23 protein-coding genes are annotated in these 22,268 nt (G+C 56.3%); 17 read left to right on the top strand and 6 right to left on the bottom strand.

Annotation, left to right across the window (positions count from 1 at the left end; translation table 11 throughout):
* Positions 1–3 precede the first annotated feature (3 nt).
* The 11 genes from mutL (at position 4) to rlmB (ending at position 12,436) form a co-directional block, all read left to right on the top strand.
* The gene (mutL, locus tag ACERY3_RS15735; protein ID WP_373225954.1) at positions 4–1,848 is read left to right on the top strand and encodes a DNA mismatch repair endonuclease MutL; all 1,845 of its coding nucleotides are present in this window, start codon (positions 4–6) and stop codon (positions 1,846–1,848) included.
* Positions 1,841–2,791 (top strand): tRNA (adenosine(37)-N6)-dimethylallyltransferase MiaA, encoded by a 951-nt coding sequence (gene miaA / locus ACERY3_RS15730; protein ID WP_023310135.1) that lies wholly within the window; start codon positions 1,841–1,843, stop codon positions 2,789–2,791. Before mutL ends, miaA begins: the two co-directional genes overlap by 8 nt.
* An 85-nt stretch (positions 2,792–2,876) precedes the next feature.
* The gene (hfq, locus tag ACERY3_RS15725) at positions 2,877–3,188 is read left to right on the top strand and encodes an RNA chaperone Hfq (protein WP_023334248.1); all 312 of its coding nucleotides are present in this window, start codon (positions 2,877–2,879) and stop codon (positions 3,186–3,188) included.
* Between the two features lie 74 nt (positions 3,189–3,262).
* Positions 3,263–4,543 (top strand): ribosome rescue GTPase HflX, encoded by a 1,281-nt coding sequence (gene hflX / locus ACERY3_RS15720; RefSeq protein ID WP_023310136.1) that lies wholly within the window; start codon positions 3,263–3,265, stop codon positions 4,541–4,543.
* Positions 4,544–4,599: 56 nt separating this feature from the next.
* Positions 4,600–5,859 carry an FtsH protease activity modulator HflK gene (gene hflK, locus ACERY3_RS15715; RefSeq protein ID WP_023310137.1) on the top strand — a complete coding sequence of 420 codons (1,260 nt, stop codon included), beginning with the start codon at positions 4,600–4,602 and terminating at the stop codon, positions 5,857–5,859.
* A gap of 2 nt (positions 5,860–5,861) precedes the next feature.
* The gene (gene hflC / locus ACERY3_RS15710) at positions 5,862–6,866 is read left to right on the top strand and encodes a protease modulator HflC (RefSeq protein ID WP_023334250.1); all 1,005 of its coding nucleotides are present in this window, start codon (positions 5,862–5,864) and stop codon (positions 6,864–6,866) included.
* Positions 6,867–6,937: 71 nt separating this feature from the next.
* Positions 6,938–7,135 carry a DUF2065 domain-containing protein gene (locus tag ACERY3_RS15705; protein ID WP_003855996.1) on the top strand — a complete coding sequence of 66 codons (198 nt, stop codon included), beginning with the start codon at positions 6,938–6,940 and terminating at the stop codon, positions 7,133–7,135.
* Positions 7,136–7,239: 104 nt separating this feature from the next.
* Positions 7,240–8,538: an adenylosuccinate synthase gene (locus ACERY3_RS15700; protein WP_024907332.1), complete on the top strand. Its 1,299-nt coding sequence runs from the start codon at positions 7,240–7,242 to the stop codon at positions 8,536–8,538.
* Between the two features lie 192 nt (positions 8,539–8,730).
* Complete coding sequence (gene nsrR / locus ACERY3_RS15695; RefSeq protein WP_023334253.1) at positions 8,731–9,156, top strand: nitric oxide-sensing transcriptional repressor NsrR; 426 nt, start codon at positions 8,731–8,733, stop codon at positions 9,154–9,156.
* A gap of 38 nt (positions 9,157–9,194) precedes the next feature.
* Entirely contained in the window at positions 9,195–11,639 is a 2,445-nt protein-coding gene (gene rnr, locus ACERY3_RS15690; RefSeq protein ID WP_033144465.1) for a ribonuclease R, read from the top strand.
* A gap of 65 nt (positions 11,640–11,704) precedes the next feature.
* Positions 11,705–12,436: a 23S rRNA (guanosine(2251)-2'-O)-methyltransferase RlmB gene (rlmB, locus tag ACERY3_RS15685; RefSeq protein ID WP_058840431.1), complete on the top strand. Its 732-nt coding sequence runs from the start codon at positions 11,705–11,707 to the stop codon at positions 12,434–12,436.
* A gap of 83 nt (positions 12,437–12,519) precedes the next feature.
* Here rlmB and ACERY3_RS15680 read toward each other — a convergent pair whose 3' ends face one another.
* A complete protein-coding gene (locus ACERY3_RS15680) occupies positions 12,520–13,794 on the bottom strand; it encodes an MFS transporter (RefSeq protein ID WP_054829813.1) in 1,275 nt (424 codons plus the stop codon).
* Between the two features lie 192 nt (positions 13,795–13,986).
* Between ACERY3_RS15680 and ACERY3_RS15675 the strand changes: the two genes are divergently transcribed.
* Positions 13,987–15,609 carry an isovaleryl-CoA dehydrogenase gene (locus tag ACERY3_RS15675; RefSeq protein ID WP_033144468.1) on the top strand — a complete coding sequence of 541 codons (1,623 nt, stop codon included), beginning with the start codon at positions 13,987–13,989 and terminating at the stop codon, positions 15,607–15,609.
* Here the strand turns inward: ACERY3_RS15675 and ACERY3_RS15670 are convergent.
* The 3 genes from ACERY3_RS15670 to bsmA form a co-directional block, all read right to left on the bottom strand.
* Positions 15,606–17,537, bottom strand: coding sequence for a methyl-accepting chemotaxis protein (locus ACERY3_RS15670; RefSeq protein WP_058840432.1), 1,932 nt, complete (start codon positions 17,535–17,537; stop codon positions 15,606–15,608). The two genes, ACERY3_RS15675 and ACERY3_RS15670, sit on opposite strands and share 4 nt — an antisense overlap.
* Before the next feature lie 172 nt (positions 17,538–17,709).
* On the bottom strand, positions 17,710–17,997 hold the full coding sequence (gene yjfN / locus ACERY3_RS15665) for a DUF1471 family protease activator YjfN (RefSeq protein WP_032665074.1): 288 nt from the start codon (positions 17,995–17,997) through the stop codon (positions 17,710–17,712).
* A 136-nt stretch (positions 17,998–18,133) separates the two neighbouring features.
* Positions 18,134–18,463, bottom strand: coding sequence for a biofilm peroxide resistance protein BsmA (bsmA, locus tag ACERY3_RS15660; protein WP_029740376.1), 330 nt, complete (start codon positions 18,461–18,463; stop codon positions 18,134–18,136).
* Between the two features lie 137 nt (positions 18,464–18,600).
* On the opposite strand from bsmA, the gene yjfP reads away from it, so the two are divergent.
* The gene (gene yjfP / locus ACERY3_RS15655; protein ID WP_058840433.1) at positions 18,601–19,323 is read left to right on the top strand and encodes an esterase; all 723 of its coding nucleotides are present in this window, start codon (positions 18,601–18,603) and stop codon (positions 19,321–19,323) included.
* Between the two features lie 167 nt (positions 19,324–19,490).
* Here yjfP and yjfY read toward each other — a convergent pair whose 3' ends face one another.
* On the bottom strand, positions 19,491–19,766 hold the full coding sequence (yjfY, locus tag ACERY3_RS15650) for a DUF1471 family protein YjfY (protein WP_010427445.1): 276 nt from the start codon (positions 19,764–19,766) through the stop codon (positions 19,491–19,493).
* A gap of 341 nt (positions 19,767–20,107) precedes the next feature.
* Here yjfY and rpsF point away from each other — a divergent pair, with 341 nt between their 5' ends.
* Genes rpsF through rplI form a run of 4 tightly spaced genes read left to right on the top strand, consistent with a single transcriptional unit; the run spans position 20,108 to position 21,547 of the window.
* Positions 20,108–20,503: a 30S ribosomal protein S6 gene (gene rpsF / locus ACERY3_RS15645; RefSeq protein WP_014068637.1), complete on the top strand. Its 396-nt coding sequence runs from the start codon at positions 20,108–20,110 to the stop codon at positions 20,501–20,503.
* 6 nt (positions 20,504–20,509) lie between these two features.
* Complete coding sequence (priB, locus tag ACERY3_RS15640; RefSeq protein ID WP_008502895.1) at positions 20,510–20,824, top strand: primosomal replication protein N; 315 nt, start codon at positions 20,510–20,512, stop codon at positions 20,822–20,824.
* Between the two features lie 4 nt (positions 20,825–20,828).
* Complete coding sequence (rpsR, locus tag ACERY3_RS15635; protein WP_000135199.1) at positions 20,829–21,056, top strand: 30S ribosomal protein S18; 228 nt, start codon at positions 20,829–20,831, stop codon at positions 21,054–21,056.
* Positions 21,057–21,097: 41 nt separating this feature from the next.
* Positions 21,098–21,547, top strand: a complete 450-nt coding sequence (rplI, locus tag ACERY3_RS15630; protein ID WP_023310148.1) for a 50S ribosomal protein L9 — start codon at positions 21,098–21,100, stop codon at positions 21,545–21,547.
* Positions 21,548–21,614: 67 nt separating this feature from the next.
* On the opposite strand, the gene ACERY3_RS15625 is transcribed toward rplI, so the two are convergent.
* Entirely contained in the window at positions 21,615–22,259 is a 645-nt protein-coding gene (locus tag ACERY3_RS15625) for an OapA family protein (RefSeq protein ID WP_262769119.1), read from the bottom strand.
* Between the last annotated feature and the right edge of the window lie 9 nt (positions 22,260–22,268).

Here is a 22,268-nt window from a genome sequence, read left to right as displayed (position 1 = left end):
TTCATGCCGATTCAGGTTCTACCGCCGCAGCTCGCGAACCAAATCGCCGCCGGTGAGGTGGTGGAACGCCCTGCGTCGGTGGTGAAGGAGCTGGTGGAAAACAGCCTCGATGCGGGCGCAACCCGCATCGATATTGATATCGAACGCGGTGGCGCGAAGCTTATCCGCATTCGCGACAACGGCTGTGGCATTAAAAAAGAGGAGCTGGCGCTGGCGCTGGCTCGTCACGCCACCAGTAAAATCGCCTCTCTGGACGATCTGGAAGCGATTATTAGCCTCGGTTTTCGCGGCGAAGCGCTGGCCAGTATCAGCTCGGTTTCGCGCTTAACGCTGACCTCCCGTACCGCTGAACAGCAGGAAGCCTGGCAGGCTTACGCCGAAGGGCGCGATATGGATGTGACGGTCAAACCCGCGGCGCACCCTGTCGGCACGACGCTGGAAGTCCTGGATCTGTTCTACAACACCCCCGCCCGACGCAAGTTTATGCGTACCGAGAAGACCGAGTTCGGCCATATCGACGAGATCATTCGCCGTATTGCGCTCGCCCGATTCGATGTCGCCATCAACCTCAGCCATAACGGTAAGGTGATGCGCCAGTACCGCGCGGTGGCGGAAGGTGGACAGAAAGAGCGTCGCCTGGGCGCTATCTGCGGGACGCCGTTTCTGGAACAGGCTCTGGCCATTGAGTGGCAGCACGGCGATCTGGCTTTACGCGGCTGGGTTGCCGATCCAAACGCGAGCAGTGCTGCGTTCTCTGAAATTCAGTATTGCTACGTGAACGGGCGCATGATGCGCGATCGTCTCATCAATCACGCGATTCGCCAGGCCTGCGAAGACAAACTCGGGGCCGATCAGCAGCCTGCTTTCGTCCTTTATCTGGAAATCGACCCCCATCAGGTGGATGTAAACGTTCATCCTGCCAAGCATGAGGTGCGTTTCCACCAGTCGCGTCTGGTTCACGACTTCATTTATCAGGGCGTGGCCGCCGTGTTGCAGCAGCAGGCAGCGCCAACGCTGCCGCTGGAGAACGACGCCCCTGCGCCGCGTCCGCTGCCTGAAAACCGTGTAGCGGCAGGGCGCAACCATTTTGCTGAGCCTGCCGTCGCGCGTGAACCGGAAGCTCCGCGTTTCTCCCAGGCCGGGAGCGCACCGCGTCCAACGGGCGCGAACTACCCGAATGCACAGCCTGGCTATCAGAAGCAGCAGGGCGCGTTGTACCGCAAGCTGCTGGAAACGCCAGCCGTGGAGCGTAAAGAGCACATTCCCGCCGCTCAGCCTTCTCTGGACGGCCATAGCCAAAGTTTTGGCCGGGTGCTGACGATTATCGCGCCGGATATGGCGCTGCTTGAACGTGACGGCAAATTGATGCTTCTGGCCCTGCCGGTCGCCGAACGCTGGCTCAAGCAGGTGCAGCTCACGCCAGGTGAAAATGCAGCCTGCGCGCAGCCGTTATTAATTCCGGTTCGCCTGAAAATATCCCCTGATGAAATGAGGGTATTGCAGCGCGCAGAGCCGCAGCTGGCGCAAATGGGTATTGAAACCGTGCTCGAACCACAACATGTGACAATTCGTGCAGTGCCTTTACCCTTACGCCAACAAAATTTACAAAACTTGATTCCTGAACTGATAGGCTACCTGGCGCAGCAAACGTCGTTTGATGCCGCCAACACCGCGCAGTGGATCGCCCGCCATCTGGCAAGCGAACACGCGCCGTGGAGTATGGCGCAGGCCATTAGCGTGCTGGCGGAGGTGGAACGCCTCTGTCCGCATCTGGTGAAAACGCCGCCGGGTGGGTTATTACAACCTGTTGATTTACAAACGGCGATGAACGCCCTGAAACATGATTGACGCAAGTAAGGCGAGCCTGCCTAAGGCAATTTTTTTAATGGGCCCAACGGCCTCCGGCAAAACGGCGCTAGCCATTGAGTTGCGTAAAGTTTTGCCTGTAGAGTTGATTAGCGTCGACTCCGCCCTCATCTACCGGGGGATGGACATCGGCACGGCGAAGCCTGACGCAGAAGAGTTGCGTGCGGCGCCGCACCGTTTGCTCGATATTCTCGACCCGGCTCAGGCCTATTCCGCAGCGGATTTCCGCCGGGATGCCTTAGCCGAGATGGCCGAGATAACGGCGGCGGGGCGTATACCGCTGTTGGTTGGCGGAACCATGCTCTATTTCAAGGCGTTGCTGGAGGGGTTGTCACCTCTGCCATCCGCGGATCCGGAAATAAGAGCGAAAATTGAGCAGCAGGCGGCAGAGCAGGGTTGGGACGTTTTGCATCAGCAACTGGCGGAGATTGACCCGGTTGCTGCAGCACGGATCCATCCAAATGATCCGCAAAGGCTTTCCCGGGCACTGGAAGTTTTTTTCATTTCGGGTAAAACTTTAACGGAACTGACGCAAACGTCAGGAGACGCTCTGCCGTATCAGGTGCATCAGTTCGCCATCGCCCCGGCGAGCCGTGAACTGCTCCATCAGCGAATTGAGCAGCGTTTTCATCAGATGTTAGCTTCAGATTTTGAAGCAGAAGTGCGGGCGCTATTTGCCCGTGGAGATTTGCATACGGACATGCCTTCCATTCGTTGTGTGGGATACCGCCAGATGTGGTCGTATCTTGAAGGTGAGATTTCATACGATGAAATGGTTTATAGAGGTGTTTGCGCCACGAGACAGTTAGCGAAGCGCCAGATCACCTGGTTGCGCGGTTGGGAGGGGGTTCACTGGTTAGACAGTGAAAAACCGCAACAGGCGTTAAACGAAGTGATTGAGGTTGTTGGTGATATCGCTCACTGAATGTGTACAATTGAGACGTATCGTGCGCAATTTTTCAGAATCGCAAGGTTCTAAGTACAAAACAAGCATATAAGGAAAAGATAGAATGGCTAAGGGGCAATCTTTACAAGATCCGTTCCTGAACGCATTGCGTCGGGAACGTGTTCCAGTTTCTATTTATTTGGTGAATGGTATTAAGCTGCAAGGTCAGATTGAGTCTTTCGATCAGTTTGTGATTCTGTTGAAAAACACGGTCAGTCAGATGGTCTACAAGCACGCTATTTCTACTGTTGTTCCGTCCCGTCCGGTATCTCATCACAGCAATAACGCTGGCGGCGGCACTGGTAGTAACTACCATCATGGCAGCAGCGCGCAGGGTTCTTCAACGCCGGCGCAGGACAGCGACGAGACCGAATAAGGTTTCGCACTGTTATCCACACGGGGAGCCAGGGATCCTGCGTTCCCCGCTGATCTTTTTAGAGAGGTTTACGCTTGTTTGACCGTTATGATGCCGGTGAGCAGGCGGTGCTGGTACACATCTATTTTTCGCAAGACAAAGATATGGAAGACCTCCAGGAGTTTGAATCTCTGGTCTCTTCCGCCGGTGTCGAAGCAATGCAGGTGATTACCGGTAGCCGTAAAGCGCCGCACCCAAAGTATTTTGTTGGTGAAGGTAAAGCAGTCGAAATTGCGGATGCCGTAAAAGCAACCGGCGCGTCAGTCGTGTTGTTTGATCATGCGCTGTCTCCAGCCCAGGAGCGCAACCTGGAAGCCCTTTGCGAATGCCGTGTTATCGATCGCACGGGTTTGATTTTAGATATCTTTGCTCAGCGTGCACGTACCCACGAAGGGAAACTGCAGGTTGAGCTGGCGCAGCTGCGCCATCTGGCAACGCGTCTGGTGCGTGGCTGGACACACCTTGAAAGACAAAAAGGCGGGATTGGTTTGCGCGGCCCGGGTGAAACCCAGCTCGAAACCGACCGTCGTTTGCTGCGTGGCCGAATTACCCAGATCCTTTCACGTCTGGAACGTGTAGAGAAACAGCGTGAACAGGGGCGTCGGGCGCGAACCAAAGCCGACATCCCGACGGTGTCGCTGGTGGGCTATACCAACGCCGGTAAATCCACCCTGTTTAACCAGATAACCGAGGCCCAGGTGTATGCCGCAGACCAGCTGTTTGCGACCCTGGACCCTACGCTGCGCCGTATTGACGTTGCAGACGTCGGTGAAACGGTGCTGGCGGATACCGTAGGGTTTATCCGCCACCTGCCGCATGACCTGGTGGCGGCGTTTAAAGCCACCCTGCAGGAGACGCGACAGGCGACTCTGCTGCTGCACGTGATTGATGCGGCAGACGTGCGCGTGCAGGAGAACATCGACGCGGTGAACGTGGTGCTCGAAGAGATCGATGCCCACGAGATCCCAACGCTGTTGGTCATGAATAAGATCGATATGCTGGACGATTTCGAACCGCGTATCGACAGAGATGAAGAAAACAAACCGATTCGGGTCTGGCTTTCTGCCCAGACCGGTATTGGTGTGCCACTGCTTTTCCAGGCTTTGACAGAACGTCTTTCCGGTGAGGTAGCTCAGCACACGCTGCGATTGCCGCCACAGGAAGGCAGGCTGCGCAGCCGGTTTTATCAGCTTCAGGCGATAGAAAAAGAGTGGATGGAGGATGACGGCAGCGTGGGGATGCAGGTGCGTATGCCGATCGTTGACTGGCGTCGCCTCTGTAAACAAGAACCTGCGCTGGTCGACTACATCGTCTGATCAGAAAGGGGATGCCTGAATAATTCGCCCTTGCATAACAAATATGGAGCATATACATGGCGTGGAATCAGCCCGGTAATAACGGACAAGACCGCGACCCGTGGGGAAGCAGCAAACCTGGCGGCAACTCTGAGGGAAATGGCAACAAAGGTGGTCGCGAGCAGGGGCCGCCGGATCTGGATGATATCTTCCGCAAACTGAGCAAGAAGCTTGGTGGCCTTGGCGGAGGAAAAGGTTCTGGCTCGGGTGGCAATTCCACTCAGAGTTCGCGCCCGCCAATGGGTGGCCGCGTAGTGGGCATCGTGGCCGCTGCGGTAGTCATCATCTGGGCAGCCAGCGGGTTCTACACCATTAAAGAAGCAGAACGCGGCGTAGTCACCCGTTTCGGTAAGTTCAGCCATCTGGTTGAGCCGGGTCTGAACTGGAAGCCGACCTTCATTGACGATGTGACCGCGGTAAACGTGGAATCCGTCCGTGAACTGGCCGCCTCTGGCGTGATGCTGACCTCTGACGAAAACGTGGTGCGCGTTGAGATGAACGTGCAGTACCGCGTGACCGATCCTGAGCGTTATCTGTTTAGCGTGACCAGCGCCGATGACAGCCTGCGTCAGGCGACCGACAGCGCCCTGCGCGGTGTGATCGGTAAATACACCATGGACCGTATTCTGACCGAAGGTCGTACCGTTATTCGTAGCGATACCCAGCGCGAGCTGGAAGAGACCATTCGTCCGTACAACATGGGTATTACCCTGCTGGACGTCAACTTCCAGGCTGCGCGTCCGCCGGAAGAGGTGAAAGCCGCATTTGACGATGCGATTGCTGCCCGTGAAAACGAACAGCAGTACATCCGTGAAGCAGAAGCGTACACCAACGAAGTTCAGCCACGCGCTAACGGTCAGGCGCAGCGTATTCTGGAAGAAGCGCGCGCGTATAAGACGCAGACCATCCTGGAAGCTCAGGGTGAAGTGGCCCGCTTCGCGAAAATCCTGCCGGAATATAAAGCGGCACCGGAAATTACCCGTGAGCGTCTCTATATCGAGACCATGGAAAAAGTGCTGAGCCACACCCGCAAAGTGTTGGTTAACGACAGTAAAGGCGGAAACCTGATGGTTCTGCCGCTGGATCAGATGCTGAAAGGCGGTTCTGCACCAGCAGCGAAAGGCGACACCAGCGGCGCGAACAACCTGCTGCGTCTGCCGCCAGCCTCAACAGGCAGCGCCAGCACGAACACAACGCCTTCTTCGAACGATGGTGACATTATGGACCAACGCCGTGCTAACGCGCAGCGTAACGACTACCAGCGTCAGGGGGAATAAGGATGCGTAAGTCAGTTATTGCGATCATCGTCATCGTACTGGTCGCGCTTTATACCTCGATCTTTGTGGTGAAAGAAGGCGAGCGTGGGATCAAGTTCCAGTTCAGCAGCGTCGTGCGTGATGGCGACAAACGCCCGGTGATTTACGAGCCGGGTCTGCACTTCAAGGTACCGTTTATTCAGTCCGTGAAAACGCTTGATGCGCGTATCCAGACCATGGATAACCAGGCCGACCGTTTCGTGACCAAAGAGAAGAAAGACCTGATCGTTGATTCCTATATCAAATGGCGCATCAGCGATTTCAGCCGTTACTTCCTGGCAACGGGCGGCGGCGACGTTTCTCAGGCAGAAGTGCTGCTGAAACGTAAGTTCTCTGACCGTCTGCGTTCCGAGATTGGTCGTCTGGATGTGAAAGACATCGTGACCGACTCCCGTGGTCGTCTGACCCTGGAAGTTCGCGATGCGCTGAACTCCGGTACAGCGGGCACTGAAGATGAAGTTTCAACGCCGGCAGCAGATGATGCGATTGCCAAAGCGGCTGAACGCGTTCAGGCGGAGACCAACGGTAAAGTGCCGGTGATCAACCCGAACAGTATGGCTGCGCTGGGTATCGAAGTGGTTGACGTGCGTATCAAGCAGATCAACCTGCCAGTTGAAGTGTCCGAGGCGATTTACAACCGTATGCGCGCCGAGCGTGAAGCGGTAGCCCGTCGTCACCGTTCACAGGGCCAGGAAGAGGCTGAGAAGCTGCGTGCCGCAGCGGACTACGAAGTCACCAAGACGCTGGCGGAATCTGAGCGTCAGGGCCGTATCCTGCGCGGTGAAGGCGATGCCGAAGCGGCGAAGCTGTTCGCCGATGCCTTCAGCCAGGATCCTGACTTCTACGCCTTTATCCGTAGCCTGCGCGCTTACGAGAATAGCTTCCAGAGCAACCAGGATGTGATGGTGCTCAGCCCGGACAGCGATTTCTTCCGTTATATGAAGACGCCGACTAACGCAACGCGATAAACTCAGGCTCGTTTGAGTATTCAAACCACCGCTCTCAACGGAGCGGTGGTTTTCTTTTATAAGGAATAAAAATGAATTCAACGATCTGGCTCGCACTGGCTCTGGTCCTGGTGCTGGAAGGTCTTGGACCGATGCTTTATCCGCGTGCCTGGCGCCGAATGATCGCCACGATGAGCCAGCTGCCGGATAATATTTTGCGTCGTTTTGGCGGCGGTCTTGTGGTTGCGGGCATCGTGATCTACTACATGTTGAGGAAAACGATTGGCTGATCAAAAAGTAGACGCAATCGGCGTATTTTGAGGTCAAAAAGTGCTGTATATCTGAAAAAGCGATGGTAGAATCCATTTTTAAGCAAACGGTGATTTTGAAAAAAATGGGTAACAACGTCGTCGTACTGGGCACCCAATGGGGTGACGAAGGTAAAGGGAAGATTGTTGATCTTCTGACTGAACGGGCTAAATATGTTGTACGCTACCAGGGCGGTCACAACGCAGGCCATACTCTCGTAATCAACGGTGAAAAAACCGTCCTCCATCTTATTCCATCAGGCATTCTTCGTGATAACGTCACCAGCATCATCGGTAACGGCGTTGTGCTGTCTCCTGCTGCGCTGATGAAAGAGATGAAAGGTCTGGAAGACCGTGGTATCCCTGTTCGTGAGCGTCTGCTGCTCTCCGAAGCCTGCCCGCTGATCCTGGATTATCACGTGGCGCTGGACGTAGCGCGTGAGAAAGCGCGCGGCGCGAAAGCGATCGGCACCACCGGTCGTGGTATCGGTCCGGCTTACGAAGATAAAGTTGCACGTCGCGGTCTGCGCGTGGGCGACCTCTTCGACAAAGCAACCTTCGCTGAAAAACTGAAAGAAGTGATGGAATATCACAACTTCCAGCTGGTGAACTTCTACAAAGCTGACGCTGTTGACTACCAGAAAGTGCTGGATGACGTCATGGCGATCGCTGACATTCTGACCGGTATGGTTGTTGACGTGTCCGATCTGCTGGACCAGGCGCGCAAGCGTGGCGATTTCGTCATGTTCGAAGGTGCGCAGGGTACGCTGCTGGACATCGACCACGGTACCTATCCGTACGTAACGTCCTCTAACACCACTGCAGGTGGCGTGGCGACCGGCTCTGGCCTGGGTCCACGTTATGTGGATTACGTACTGGGCATCATCAAAGCGTACTCCACTCGCGTGGGTGCGGGTCCATTCCCGACCGAGCTGTTTGATGAAACCGGCGAGTTCCTGTGCAAGCAGGGTAACGAGTTTGGCGCGACCACCGGTCGTCGTCGTCGTACCGGCTGGCTGGATGCGGTTGCAGTGCGTCGTGCAGTGCAGATCAACTCCCTGTCTGGCTTCTGCCTGACCAAGCTGGACGTACTGGACGGCCTGAAAGAAGTGAAAATCTGCGTAGGCTACCGTATGCCAGATGGCCGCGAAGTGACCACCACTCCGCTGGCTGCTGACGACTGGGAAGGCATTGAGCCAATCTACGAAACCATGCCGGGCTGGTCTGAGACCACTTTCGGTGTGAAAGAGCGTAGTGGCCTGCCGCAGGCGGCGCTGGATTACATCAAGCGTATTGAAGAACTGACCGAAGTGCCGATCGATATTATTTCTACCGGCCCGGATCGTACTGAAACGATGATCCTGCGCGACCCGTTCGACGCATAATCTTCGTGACTGCTGGCCTGCGGGGAGACCCGTAGGCCGGATAAGCGTAGCGCCATCCGGCGACCGCTCCTGGATCTCCGCTTTTTCGCCCCGTCTGTCAAATAAATTAGCCGCTAACTATCTGGCTGGTTTATCATCATTAATGAATATCTCTGCGGTTTGACCGCGTTTTCCCTTTTTCCTGAGGTTGATGTGCAGTTAACAAGTTTCACCGATTACGGCTTACGTGCGCTGATTTACATGGCGTCGTTACCCGAGGGGAAGATGACCAGTATCTCTGAAGTGACAGAGGTCTACGGCGTATCCCGTAATCATATGGTCAAAATAATCAATCAACTTAGTCGTGCCGGATACGTTGCTGCCGTCCGCGGGAAGAATGGTGGGATCCGTCTCGGTAAACCGGCACAGAGTATTCGTGTTGGCGATGTGGTACGTGAACTGGAGCCGCTGTCTCTGGTGAACTGCAGCAGCGAGTTCTGCCACATCACGCCCGCTTGCCGCCTGAAAAAGGCGCTTTCAAAGGCCGTGCAAAGTTTTCTCATGGAACTGGATAACTACACGCTGGCCGATTTGGTTGAAGAGAATCAACCGCTTTATAAATTATTGCTGGTGGAATGAAGAAAATTTCCACCGGAGCTGACAACGGAGGAACCGACATGTCACATGATCCTTTCCAGGAACGCGAAGCCGAAAAATACGCGAATCCTATTCCCAGCCGCGAGTTCATCATTGAACACTTAACAAAACGCGAAAAACCCGCCAATCGTGAAGAACTTGCCGTTGAATTAAACATTGAAGGTGAAGAGCAAATTGAAGCCCTTCGCCGCCGCCTGCGCGCGATGGAGCGTGACGGGCAGCTGGTCTTTACCCGCCGCCAGTGCTACGCGCTGCCAGAACGCCTCGATCTGCTGAAAGGGACCGTCATTGGTCACCGCGATGGTTTCGGCTTCCTGCGCGTGGAAGGCCGTAAAGACGATCTGTACCTCTCATCTGAGCAGATGAAGATGTGCATCCACGGCGACCAGATCCTGGCGCAGCCGCTGGGCGCTGACCGTAAAGGTCGCCGCGAAGCGCGCGTGGTACGCGTTCTGGTGCCAAAAACCAGCCAGATCGTCGGCCGCTACTTTACCGACGCGGGCGTGGGCTTCGTGGTGCCGGACGACAGCCGTCTGAGCTTCGACATTCTGATCCCACCTGAAGAGGTGATGGGCGCCCGCATGGGCTTTGTGGTGGTGGTGGAACTCACCCAGCGCCCAACCCGTCGCACCAAAGCGGTAGGTAAAATCGTCGAAGTGCTTGGCGATAATATGGGCACCACGATGGCCGTTGATATGGCATTGCGCACCCATGAAATTCCGTACATCTGGCCGAAAGCGGTTGAAGAGCAGATCGAAAGCCTGCGCGAAGAAGTGCCGGAAGAGTCCAAAGTGGGCCGCGTGGATCTGCGCTCCCTGCCGCTGGTCACTATCGACGGTGAAGACGCCCGCGACTTCGATGACGCCGTATACTGTGAGAAAAAACGCGGCGGTGGCTGGCGTCTGTGGGTTGCTATCGCTGACGTAAGCTATTACGTCCGTCCGCACACCCCGCTGGATAACGAAGCCCGCAGCCGCGGTACCTCGGTCTACTTCCCGTCTCAGGTCGTGCCGATGCTGCCGGAAGTGCTGTCTAACGGCCTGTGCTCCCTGAACCCGCAGGTTGACCGCCTCTGTATGGTTTGCGAGATGACCATCTCCACCAAAGGGCGCTTAACCGGCTACAAGTTCTACGAAGCGGTGATGAGCTCGCACGCGCGTCTGACCTATACCAAGGTCTGGCATATGCTGCAGGGCGACCAGGATCTGCGCGAACAATACGCGCCGCTGGTTAAACACATCGAAGAGCTGCATAACCTCTACAAAACGCTGGATCAGGCGCGCGAAGAGCGCGGCGGGATCTCGTTTGAGAGTGAAGAAGCGAAATTCATCTTCAACGCCGAACGCCGCATTGAGCGTATCGAGCAGACCCAGCGTAACGACGCGCACAAGCTGATCGAAGAGTGTATGATCCTGGCGAACATCTCGGCGGCACGTTTCGTCGAGAAAGCCAAAGAGCCTGCGCTGTTCCGTATTCACGATAAGCCGACCACGGAAGCCATTACGTCGTTCCGCTCCGTGCTGGCTGAACTGGGTCTGGAACTGCCCGGGGGCAACAAGCCAGAGCCGCGCGATTACGCCGAGCTGCTGGAATCCATTAGCGATCGTCCGGATGCAGAAATGCTGCAGACGATGCTGTTACGCTCTATGAAGCAGGCGATTTACGATCCGGAAAACCGCGGACACTTTGGCCTGGCGCTGCAGTCTTACGCCCACTTTACGTCGCCGATCCGTCGTTATCCTGACCTCTCTCTGCACCGTGCGATCAAGTATCTGCTGGCGCAGGAGCAGGGCCATAAAGGGAACACCACCGAAACCGGTGGCTACCACTATTCGATGGAAGAGATGCTGCAGCTGGGTCAGCACTGCTCCATGGCCGAACGTCGTGCCGATGAAGCAACACGCGACGTGGCGGACTGGCTGAAGTGTGACTTTATGCTCGATCAGGTCGGTAACGTCTTTAAAGGCGTGATTGCCAGCGTGACCGGCTTTGGTTTCTTCGTTCGTCTGGACGAACTGTTCATCGACGGTCTGGTGCACGTCTCCAGCCTGGATAACGACTACTACCGCTTCGACCAGGTCGGCCAGCGCCTGATTGGCGAGTCTGGCGGCCAGACCTACCGTCTGGGCGATCGTGTGGAAGTGAAGGTCGAAGCCGTGAATATGGACGATCGTAAAATCGACTTCAGCCTGATCTCCAGCGAGCGCGCGCCGCGCAACGTCGGTAAAACCGAGCGTGAAAGGGCGAAAAAAACCGGTAACGGTAAACCGGGCGGCGGTAAACGTCGTCAGGCGGGCAAGAAGGTAAACTTCGAGCCGGACAGCGCGTTCCGCGGCGAGAAGAAACAGAAGCCGAAGGCGGCGAAGAAAGAAGCCCGTTCAGCGAAAAAACCTTCCGCGAAAACGCAGAAAATCGCTGCCGCCACCAAAGCGAAGCGCGCGGCCAAGAAAAAGCAGGCGGAGTAAATTCTCCCCTCACCCTGACCCTCTCCCCAGCGGGGGGAGGGAAATACTTATTACGAGAACCATCAATGAGTGAAATGATTTACGGCATCCACGCGGTGCAGGCCCTTCTCGAGCGCGCACCGGAGCGTTTTCAGGAAGTGTTTATTCTGAAAGGGCGTGAAGATAAGCGTCTGATGCCGCTGATCCACGCCCTGGAAGCGCAGGGCGTGGTGATCCAGCTGGCGAATCGCCAGTTCCTGGATGAGAAAAGCGAAGGCGCGGTGCACCAGGGGATCATTGCCCGCGTGAAGCCGGGGCGTCAGTATCAGGAGAACGATCTGCCGGATCTGATTGCCGAGCTGGATAACCCGTTCTTCCTGATCCTCGACGGCGTTACCGATCCGCACAACCTCGGTGCGTGCCTGCGCAGCGCCGATGCGGCGGGCGTGCACGCGGTGATCGTGCCGAAAGATCGCTCCGCGCAGCTGAACGCGACGGCGAAGAAGGTGGCCTGCGGCGCGGCGGAAAACGTTCCGCTGATCCGCGTGACCAACCTGGCGCGCACTATGCGTCTGCTGCAGGAAGAGAACATCTGGATCGTCGGTACCGCCGGTGAAGCGGATCATACCCTGTATCAGAGCAAAATGACCGGCCGTCTGGCGCTGGTGATGGGTGCGGAAGGCGAAGGCATGCGTCGTCTCACCCGCGAGCACTGCGACGAGCTAATTAGCATCCCGATGGCGGGCAGCGTATCGTCCCTGAACGTTTCCGTTGCGACGGGCATCTGCCTGTTTGAAGCGGTGCGTCAGCGTAGCTGATTTTCGCCCGGTGGCGCTTCGCTTACCGGGCCTACGGTTTTGTAGGCCGGGTAAGGCGAAGCCGCCACCCGGCAAAAACAACCTCACTCCTCTAACGACCGCAAATGGTCATCCTTCCTCAGCGTCATCAGCGCGAAAATACTCACTACCGCCGTCGCCATCACGTAATACGCTGGAATATCCAGGTTACCCGTCTGCTTAATCAGCCCGGTAATGATTAGCCCCGCACATCCCGAGAAAATCGCGTTCGACAAAGAGTAGGCCAGCCCCAGCCCCGTATAGCGCACGCGCGTCGGGAACATCTCAGATAGCATCGCCGGGCCCGGCCCCGCCAGCATGCCCACCAGACCGCCCGCAATCAGTACCACACCAGCCTTCACCGCCAGCGTGCTCGACTCCGCCTGCAGGATTTTCAGCAGCGGCAGGGCGAGGATCAGCAGCAGCGCGGTGGCGATAATCATCACCGTGCGGCGGCCGATCCGGTCGCTCAGGATCCCAGACGGAATGATGGTGAGTGCAAAACCAATATTCGAAATCACCGCTATCAGCAGCGCCTGGTTAAACCCGGTGTGCAGCGCCGACTGCAGATAGGTCGGCATAATCACCAGGTAGGTGTACCCCGCCGCAGACCAGACCATGACGCGCCCAATCCCCATCACGATGGCCCGGAGCGTGGCGGCAGTATCCGCCTGAGCGACAGCCGGTTTATCCTGCTGCTGCACAAAGCTGGGCGTCTCCTCCATGCTGACACGAAGCCACAGCGCAACGACGCCCATGGGCAGCGCCAGGAAGAAAGGAATGCGCCAGCCCCAGTCGTGCAGGGCTTCAGGCGTGAGAAGGGCGGAGAGCAGCGCCACGATGCCTGCGCCCGCTAAAAGCCCCAGCGCCACGGTAAAGGACTGCCACGCGCCATAGAGCCCACGCTTGCCGCGCGGGGCGAACTCCGTCATCAGCGAGACCGCACCGCCGTACTCGCCGCCCGCGAATAGCCCCTGCAGAATGCGCAGCAGCGTAATAATGAGCGGCGCGGCAATCCCGATGCTGGCATAGACCGGCACAACGCCGATGGCGGCGGTAGCGAGCGTCATCAATACCAGCACAATGATGAGCGTCGGCTTACGGCCAATCCGGTCGCCGATGCGGCCAAACACTACCGCACCCAGCGGGCGGAAGAAGAAGGCGATGGCAAACGAGGCATAGGTGAGGATCAGGCTGGTAAGCCCCGCTTCTCCTTCAAGCTGGAAGAAGTTTTTCGCAATCACGGTCGCCAGAAAACCATAGACCGCAAACTCATACCACTCGATAAAGTTACCAATGGAGCCTGCAATTAATGCTCGCTTGTGCGCGTCCGGTTGCATAACGATCCTCACTTAAGGTGTAAGAATAAATTATTCAACAAAAGCGGAGTCATGAAATAGTTTATTCTTATGTTCTGTGAGCTATTTCACGAATGATATCAGCGGGATCGTGAACGTGTGACTCCCCTCCCATGCAGCGTGCGCGCGGTCTGTCCATACTTATCGTCATTGCCACTGAAGGAGGGAGACAGCATGCACTGGCAGACCCATACCGTTTTCAATCAACCTGCACCGCTTTCCAACAGCAACCTTTTCCTCTCGGACTGCGCCCTGCGCGATGCGGTCGCGCGTGAAGGGGCCGAGTGGGATATTGAGCTGCTCGCCAGCATCGGACAGCAGTTAGGCACCGCGGAGTCGCTGGAGCTGGGCCGGCTGGCAAACGTTAATCCTCCGGAGTTACTACGCTATGATGCCACCGGAGAGCGGCTGGACGACGTGCGTTTTCATCCGGCATGGCATCTGCTGATGCAGGGGCTTTGCGCCAACCGCGTGCATAACCTGGCGTGGGAAGAGGAGGCGCGTAAAGGGTCGTTTGTCGCTCGGGCCGCACGCTTTGTGCTTCATGCTCAGGTGGAGGCGGGCACGCTTTGCCCGGTCACCATGACGTTCGCCGCCACGCCGCTGCTGCAGCAGGCGCTCCCCAAAGCATTTCACGACTGGCTGACGCCGCTGCTCAGCGATCGCTACGATCCGCATCTCGCCCCTGGCGCGCAAAAGCGCGGCCTGCTGATTGGCATGGGGATGACGGAAAAGCAGGGCGGCTCGGACGTGCTCAGCAACACCACCAAAGCGGAAAAATGCAGCGACGGCAGCTACAGGCTGGTGGGGCATAAATGGTTTTTCTCCGTCCCGCAAAGCGATGCGCATCTGGTGCTGGCCCAGGCGAAGGGCGGGCTATCCTGCTTTTTTGTGCCGCGCTTTTTGCCAGACGGACAGCGCAACGCCGTGCGTCTGGAGCGCCTCAAGGACAAGCTCGGGAACCGCTCCAACGCCAGCAGCGAGGCGGAGTTCCTCGATGCCTCCGGCTGGCTGCTGGGAGAAGAGGGCGAAGGGGTACGGCAGATCCTCAAAATGGGCGGTCTGACGCGCTTTGACTGCGCGCTGGGCAGCCACGGACTGATGCGTCGGGCGCTTTCGGTGGCGCTGTACCATGCCCATCAGCGTCAAACCTTCGGCAAAAATCTCATCGATCAGCCGTTAATGCGCGAGGTATTAAGCCGGATGGCGCTGGTGCTGGAGGGGCAAACGGCGCTGCTGTTCCGCCTGGCCCGCGCGTGGGACAAGCGTGCCGACCCGCAAGAGGCCGCCTGGGCGCGGCTGTTTACCCCGGCGGCGAAATTTAGCGTCTGTAAAGCAGGCATCCCGTTTGTCGCTGAGGCGATGGAGGTGCTGGGTGGGAATGGATATTGCGAAGAGAGCGAACTTCCCCGCCTGTACCGCGAGATGCCGGTGAACAGCATCTGGGAAGGGTCAGGAAATATCATGTGCCTGGACGTGCTGCGCGTGCTGGCGAAGCAGCCGGGTATTCACGACCTGCTTGCCGACGAGTTTGCGCAGGTGAAAGGGCAGGACAGACACTTCGACCGCAGCTGGCGACAGCTTCAGCAAAAACTGCGTAAACCGCAGGAGGCGCAGGGGCGGGAGATCGCGCAGCAGCTTTTCTTGCTGGGTGCCGGAAGCCAGATGCTGCGGCACGCATCGCCCCCGGTGGCGCAGGCGTGGTGCCGTATGATGCTGGATACCCGTGGCGGCACGCTGATGAGCGAGCAGGTGCAAAGCGACCTGCTGCTGCGTGCGACGGGCAGAGTCGGTTAGCCTTTTAGCTGGAACAGGCTCACCAGCTGAGTCAGGTGTGAACCCTTCTCGCGCAGCGTTTGAGCGGTTTGCTCGCTGCGTGAGATGCGATCGGCATTGATATGCGACGCTTCGCCAATATGGGTCATGGCGAGGTTCACCTGGCCGATCCCGGCGGACTGCTCGCGTGAGGCATGGTTAATCTCGGTGACCAGCTGGCTGATGTTATCGATATGAATGATGATGTCGTCCATCGCCAGGCGCGTCTGTTCAGACAGCGCATGACCCTCACTCACTTTTCTGAGCGTATCGCCAATCAGCTGTTCAATCTCCTTCACTGCGTTAGCGCTGCGTCCCGCCAGCGCGCGAACTTCCTGCGCGACTACCGCAAACCCTTTTCCGTGCTCGCCTGCGCGGGCCGCTTCCACTGCCGCATTCAGCGCCAGAATATTGGTCTGGAAAGCGATGGATTCGATCACGCGCGTGATGTCTTCGATGCGTTTTGAGGCTTCGCGAATGTCGTCCATGGTCGACACCGCGTGGGTGACCGTCTCACCGCCCTGATGGACTGCGAGCGAGGTTTCACCCACCAGCTGCTGCGTTTGCTCCATGTTGGCGGCATTTTGCTGAACGGTGGCGGCCAGCTGCTCCATGCTGGCAGACGTCTCTTCCACGCTGCTGGCCTGCTTGTTGATCTGCTCTGAAATCTCGCCAGTGTCGGCGGCCAGCGCGTTGGTGCCCAAATGGATCTCGCCTGCGGCCTCACGAACCTGCAGCACAATTTTTTGCAGGCCACCGCCGATGCCGTTGATAGCATCGATCAGCTGGCCGACTTCGTCCTGACGCGTCACGGGCAGGCTGGAACGAAGATCCCCTGCGGCATATTGTCGGGCAAGATGGATCACGTTGCGCAGCGGTCGGGTCAGCACGCGGCGAATAATGACCACGAACAGGCCAGCAAAAAGGATGGACAAGACTACGCCGGCCAGCAGGAAGCGATCGCGCATGGCGGTAACGCTTGAGAGCAGCACCGTTTTATCCACTTCGCCCACGATAGTCCAGTTCCAGCCCGGCAGCGGGGTATAGGCCATTTTCAGCGTCCGGCCGTCGTCGCTTGTACGCTCCAGCGTGCCGGGTTTGTCACTCAGAAGCTGTTGCTGCGTCGCGCCGTCCCATTTCGGCAGTTTTCCCTCTTCGCTGGCGTGGAACAGGTATTGCCCGCGCGTTTTGCCGTTGCTGCGATCCAGCACGAAGAAGCGACCGCTCTCGCCCAGGCGGCGGTTGAGGATTTTCTCGCGCATGACGTTCCAGGAGTGGGTGATGTCCACCCCGACAAAGACGATCGCAATGACCTGCCCTTCGGCGTTTTTAACGGGCTGGTACTGGGTGATGTAGCGTTTGCCGAAAAGCAGCGCCAGGCCGCGGTAGACTTCACCTTTGTTGACGGCTGCAAAGGCCGGGCTGGCGTTATCCAGAACGGTACCCATTGCCCGATCGCCATTCTCTTTGCGCAGGGAAGTGGCTACGCGCACAAAGTCGTTACCGCTGCGTACAAACAGCGTCGAAATGGCTCCCGTACGGTTCAGGAACTCGTCCGAGAGCGTGTTGTTTTCATGCAGCCCGGTTTCTCCGCCTTTCAGAAGCGGAACGCTGAGCCCGTTAATCGTCTGGGTTTGGGAAGTATCAATGTTCAGGGGCTGCGGTAAAAAGGTGGTAAACAGACGGGTATAGCTCTCAACCTCTTCACTCAGGCTGGTGTTGAACATCTGCACCATGTCGACCATGCCGGTGGACTGATTATGCAGATCTTCGACCGCAAGGGCTTCAAGCTGCTGGCTGGCTTTTTGGCTGAGCAGAAAAGTGAATAGCAGAAACAGCGTGGCGACACTGACGCCAGTTAGCAGCGAGAGTTTCGACCCCAGGCCCGCACGGCGGAAAAAGTTGATCATAAATTGCTCATCATTGAAAAGTTATGGTTCTTCAACGGCAGAGCGGGGATTACGTTTACTGTTTTAATGTAACAAAATGTTATTTAATTGTTCTTTATTGGTTTTATATAAGATAAAAAATTTGCAAAAACGAAAAGCCACTAAAACTAAGTGGCTTTTATCAGGAAGGAGATTACACATAGAGAATGGCCTGTACCCGCCAGCGATCGATATGGTTATCTTCCTGCATCTGGATGATGCGATACCATGAAGCACCCTGCTCATCGGCCTTTAATGCCACGACACGTTCAACGTCTTGCGGGCTCCCCGAGATATTATTCACGGAGATCTGGCCAATTTCATTCAGGCCAGTCACACAATCAGCACTGGCGAATTCTGCTGACTGCGCGGTGGTGCTCAGCAGGCCTGCTGAGAGCAACAGTGAGGTCAAAGCAAGAGTTCGTTTCATCGTCAGCTCCATTTCACATATATCCGGTATCCGCCGGGCAATCCTTCGCTAATAAACTCCCTTCCATTGATGCGGGCGTGGAGTTTATTGTGGACAGGAAAATGTCTATGGACGCAAAGCAGTGTAAATCTCGTTCAAAGGAAAACCATTATTTACGGTACAAAATGGCCTGTGAATACCATTGTCCCGTTATGATGGTTTCGTCGATCATAATGATGACGTAATAATCTGCTTTGGCGGCGACGGCCTGTGCTTTTATTGCCGATTCTGCGTCATCCGGAGAACCGCGAACCAGCGCGGAGATGGTGCCCATTCGTTGTAATCCTTCCGTCTGATTACGACGAATCTCCTGTGGATGATCGGCGACCGGTGGAGCGGGTTGCGGTGTTCCCTGCAGCGCGCTACAGCCACTCAGCAGAAACACCAGCAATAAAGCAGCAAACCTGCGCATAACCATATCTCGTTTCCTGATAGCCATAGTGTAGTTGGCTGTGAATTTAGTTTTGGGGGAATGTTCCCGAAGTGTTATCTGGGACGTATATTTCGAATGAAAATGACGCGAAAGCGTAACCCAGTTCTCAACATTATGAATCATAGATTCGCACAGGGTCGACAATGATTGAAATTGAAATACGCCACCTCGGCGACCATGAAATTTTACACGCGATGCCGGCGGGTAAACGTGATAAACCGCTGCCTGTTGTCGTTTTTTATCACGGGTTTACCTCATCGAAGCTGGTTTACAGTTATTTTGCGGTGGCGCTGGCGCAGGCGGGTTTTCGCGTGGTGATGCCAGATGCACCCGACCACGGCGCACGCTTTACGGGTAATGAACAGGCGCGGCTGGGGCAGTTCTGGCACATTCTGCACGGGAGTCTGACCGAGTTTTCCGGGCTGCGCGATGCGCTTTATGAGGCAGGGCTGGTGGCCGACAATCGTCTGGCGGTAGCCGGGGCATCGATGGGCGGTATGACGGCGCTGGGGATTATGACGCATCATCCTGAAGTGAAGTCTGTCGCCTGTCTGATGGGCTCGGGCTACTTTACTTCGCTGGCGAAGACCCTCTTTCCCCCTCAGGATTTAACGGAAATGACCGCGACGCTGGCAGAGTGGGAAGTGACCCGGGCATTGCCGCGCGTGGCCGATCGCCCGCTGCTGCTGTGGCACGGTGACGCGGATGATGTGGTCCCGCCCGAGGGAACCTTCCGTCTGCAGCAGGCGTTAATGAATGAAGGGCTGGACGCTAATCTGACCTGTCTGTGGGAACCGGGCGTCCGCCACCGCATTACGCCAACGGCGCTGGACGCTACGGTGGCTTTTTTCCGCCAGCACCTGTAAACGCGCAGGACTTTGACGCCCTTATCTTCCAGCATGTGAAGGATCTCAGGGGGCTCTTTTACCGGGAGTATTCCGGAGCCATTCAAAAAAAAAGCCCCCGGGCAGGGGGCAACGTCAACTATGGCTATGTTCTCGTTGTTGGCTTTCCTGGTGCTAGCGTTAAAGCGTTATCGGTAAATATCTGCACTGGCGTGCATGTTGCCGTTGCTGCCGGGCTCACGGGTTAACATCACGTGGTAATAGGTTGCGCCCTGCGCATCGGTTTCTTCGTTTAATGCCTGATCTGCTTCACTTTCCGTGGCGAAATTATGATTGATGTAAATTACGCCCAAGCTTTGCACATCATCCATGTTTCTGGCCTGTCGGCTGTCTATCTTGATGGCTGCCATCGCGTTTGCACTGAGCAAAAGCGCCGCCATTATGGCTAATGCGATTTTTTTCATGATATGCGCTCCACGACTACGTGCTGCGAGAGGGGGGATGCTCCTTCTTTAATTCAGGCGATCTCTGATTAAAGTGTAATCACTCATCCGGCGGGGATGCGTGACCATTTCTGATGCAGTTGTTCAAAAAAACAACGCTTCCGGGTGTGACCAATTTTAAATCACCCACTTAGACCCGCTTCGCGCTTTGTGCGAATTATTTGTGCAATCAGCTTGAGTTTCCAGGGGCGCGCAAGTATTATGACGCGTCAATTTTTCAGCCGACCTTTAACACGTTCCTTGCCTCCCCGGGCCTCGGCTGACCCAGACAGGAGGCTGAATAATCCGTAAGGAGCAATTCGATGCGTCATTACGAAATCGTTTTTATGGTCCATCCTGACCAGAGCGAACAGGTTCCGGGTATGATCGAGCGTTACTCTGCTGCCATCACTGGTGCAGAAGGTACGATCCACCGTCTGGAAGACTGGGGCCGCCGTCAGCTGGCTTACCCGATCAACAAACTGCACAAAGCACACTACGTTCTGATGAACGTTGAAGCGCCGCAGGAAGTGATCGATGAGCTGGAAACTACCTTCCGCTTCAACGATGCCGTTATCCGCAGCATGGTTATGCGTACCAAAAACGCAGTTACCGAAGCATCTCCGATGGTTAAAGCGAAAGACGAGCGCCGTGAGCGTCGCGATGATTTCGCAAACGAAACCGCAGATGATTCTGATGCTGGGGATTCTGAAGAGTAATTTCTGATGACCAACCGTCTGGCGTTGTCCGGCATCGTATGCAGGGCTCCCCTTCGAAAGGTCAGTCCATCAGGAATTCCGCATTGCCAGTTCGTGCTTGAGCATCGTTCTGTGCAAGAGGAAGCCGGGTTTCACCGGCAGGCGTGGTGCCAAATGCCCGTTATTATTAGCGGACACGAAAACCAGGCCATTACTCACAGTTTAACGGTCGGTAGCGCAGTAATCGTTCAGGGGTTCATCTCTTGCCACAAGGCAAAGAACGGCCTGAGCAAAATGGTTCTGCATGCCGAGCAGATTGATTTGATAGATTCTGGAGACTAGCCATATGGCACGTTATTTCCGTCGTCGCAAGTTCTGCCGTTTCACCGCGGAAGGCGTTCAAGAGATCGACTATAAAGATATCGCAACGCTGAAAAACTACATCACCGAAAGCGGTAAGATTGTCCCAAGCCGTATCACCGGTACTCGTGCAAAATACCAGCGTCAGCTGGCTCGCGCTATCAAACGCGCTCGCTACCTGTCCCTGCTGCCGTACACTGATCGTCATCAGTAATCGGGCACGGTCCATTAATACGACTTTAAGAGGATAAGGTAATGCAAGTTATTCTGCTTGATAAAGTAGCAAACCTGGGCAGCCTGGGTGATCAGGTTAACGTTAAAGCGGGTTACGCACGTAACTTCCTGGTTCCACAGGGTAAAGCTGTTCCAGCTACCAAGAAAAACGTAGAGTTTTTCGAAGCACGTCGCGCTGAACTGGAAGCCAAACTGGCTGACGTTCTGGCGGCTGCTAACGCTCGCGCTGAAGCAATCAACGCACTGGGCACCGTTACCATCGCGTCTAAATCAGGCGACGAAGGTAAACTGTTCGGTTCCATCGGTACCCGCGATATCGCTGATGCAGTTTCTGCAGCAGGCGTTAAAGTGGCTAAGAGCGAAGTTCGTCTGCCGAACGGCGTTCTGCGTACCACTGGTGAGCACGAAGTTGACTTCCAGGTTCACAGCGAAGTGTTCGCTAAACTGGTTGTTAACGTTGTAGCTGAGTAATTTTTTACTCTGCTCACGTTGAAACGCCGGCCTTGTGCCGGCGTTTTGCTTTTTACAGATCCGGGCCTTAACGCGCCCTGATAAAACTGCCGTCTGGCTGGCGGGTAAACAGCACCTGTTGTCCATTTCCCGTATCAATCGTTAACCCTGTCACCACCCCGCTGGCATTCTGGCGAACCTGTACCATCTGTCCATTCTGCAGATTACTGAGCGGTTTACCCGCACCTTCCACCTTCGCCATGGCATACACGTCGGTTGGCGGCAGATTGTGGTCGCGGAACAGCTGCGCCAGGGTTTTGCCCGGCTCTACGCGATAGGAACGCCACTGTTGCTCAATGCCGGTGGGCTGTTGCGCCTGAGGCTGAGACGGGGCGGCGGCTTGATCCTGCGGCTGTTCATCCTGAATAGGTTCTGGCTCAACCGGCGCGACCTGACCCGGATCGTTAGACGGGGTCACAAGCTGCGTTTGCATCGGCTGTGCGTCAGGCTGCGGCCGCGTCTGCGACTGAATGTCCAGCTGGGCATTGCGGGTGACGGGTGCGGTATCGACATCATCGCCCCCGGAAGGAAGCAGGAAGCCCACGATCACCATCAGCGCGCCAATGATGATCCCTCTGCGATGCAGAGGAGGCAGCGGGTCCATGATGCGAAAATTGTCCGGCGCCTGCCAGATTTTCGCCAGGGTAGGTTTCAGTTCAAATCGCCCGGGCATGGCACTCCT

This window comes from Enterobacter cloacae complex sp. ESBL7 (genome assembly GCF_041679625.1).
Classification (GTDB): Bacteria; Pseudomonadota; Gammaproteobacteria; order Enterobacterales; family Enterobacteriaceae; genus Enterobacter; species Enterobacter asburiae_B.
This window is presented reverse-complemented; position numbering and strand designations above follow the sequence as displayed.

Coding starts and splice junctions, on each gene's coding strand:
- mutL (WP_373225954.1), top strand. CDS start 4: ATGCCGATTCAGGTTCTACCGCCGCAGCTCGCGAACCAAATCGCCGCC.
- miaA (WP_023310135.1), top strand. CDS start 1,841: ATGATTGACGCAAGTAAGGCGAGCCTGCCTAAGGCAATTTTTTTAATG.
- hfq (WP_023334248.1), top strand. CDS start 2,877: ATGGCTAAGGGGCAATCTTTACAAGATCCGTTCCTGAACGCATTGCGT.
- hflK (WP_023310137.1), top strand. CDS start 4,600: ATGGCGTGGAATCAGCCCGGTAATAACGGACAAGACCGCGACCCGTGG.
- hflC (WP_023334250.1), top strand. CDS start 5,862: ATGCGTAAGTCAGTTATTGCGATCATCGTCATCGTACTGGTCGCGCTT.
- ACERY3_RS15705 (WP_003855996.1), top strand. CDS start 6,938: ATGAATTCAACGATCTGGCTCGCACTGGCTCTGGTCCTGGTGCTGGAA.
- ACERY3_RS15700 (WP_024907332.1), top strand. CDS start 7,240: ATGGGTAACAACGTCGTCGTACTGGGCACCCAATGGGGTGACGAAGGT.
- rnr (WP_033144465.1), top strand. CDS start 9,195: ATGTCACATGATCCTTTCCAGGAACGCGAAGCCGAAAAATACGCGAAT.
- rlmB (WP_058840431.1), top strand. CDS start 11,705: ATGAGTGAAATGATTTACGGCATCCACGCGGTGCAGGCCCTTCTCGAG.
- ACERY3_RS15680 (WP_054829813.1), bottom strand. CDS start 13,794: ATGCAACCGGACGCGCACAAGCGAGCATTAATTGCAGGCTCCATTGGT.
- ACERY3_RS15675 (WP_033144468.1), top strand. CDS start 13,987: ATGCACTGGCAGACCCATACCGTTTTCAATCAACCTGCACCGCTTTCC.
- ACERY3_RS15670 (WP_058840432.1), bottom strand. CDS start 17,537: ATGATCAACTTTTTCCGCCGTGCGGGCCTGGGGTCGAAACTCTCGCTG.
- yjfN (WP_032665074.1), bottom strand. CDS start 17,997: ATGGAGCTGACGATGAAACGAACTCTTGCTTTGACCTCACTGTTGCTC.
- bsmA (WP_029740376.1), bottom strand. CDS start 18,463: ATGGCTATCAGGAAACGAGATATGGTTATGCGCAGGTTTGCTGCTTTA.
- yjfP (WP_058840433.1), top strand. CDS start 18,601: ATGATTGAAATTGAAATACGCCACCTCGGCGACCATGAAATTTTACAC.
- yjfY (WP_010427445.1), bottom strand. CDS start 19,766: ATGAAAAAAATCGCATTAGCCATAATGGCGGCGCTTTTGCTCAGTGCA.
- rpsF (WP_014068637.1), top strand. CDS start 20,108: ATGCGTCATTACGAAATCGTTTTTATGGTCCATCCTGACCAGAGCGAA.
- priB (WP_008502895.1), top strand. CDS start 20,510: ATGACCAACCGTCTGGCGTTGTCCGGCATCGTATGCAGGGCTCCCCTT.
- rpsR (WP_000135199.1), top strand. CDS start 20,829: ATGGCACGTTATTTCCGTCGTCGCAAGTTCTGCCGTTTCACCGCGGAA.
- rplI (WP_023310148.1), top strand. CDS start 21,098: ATGCAAGTTATTCTGCTTGATAAAGTAGCAAACCTGGGCAGCCTGGGT.
- ACERY3_RS15625 (WP_262769119.1), bottom strand. CDS start 22,259: ATGCCCGGGCGATTTGAACTGAAACCTACCCTGGCGAAAATCTGGCAG.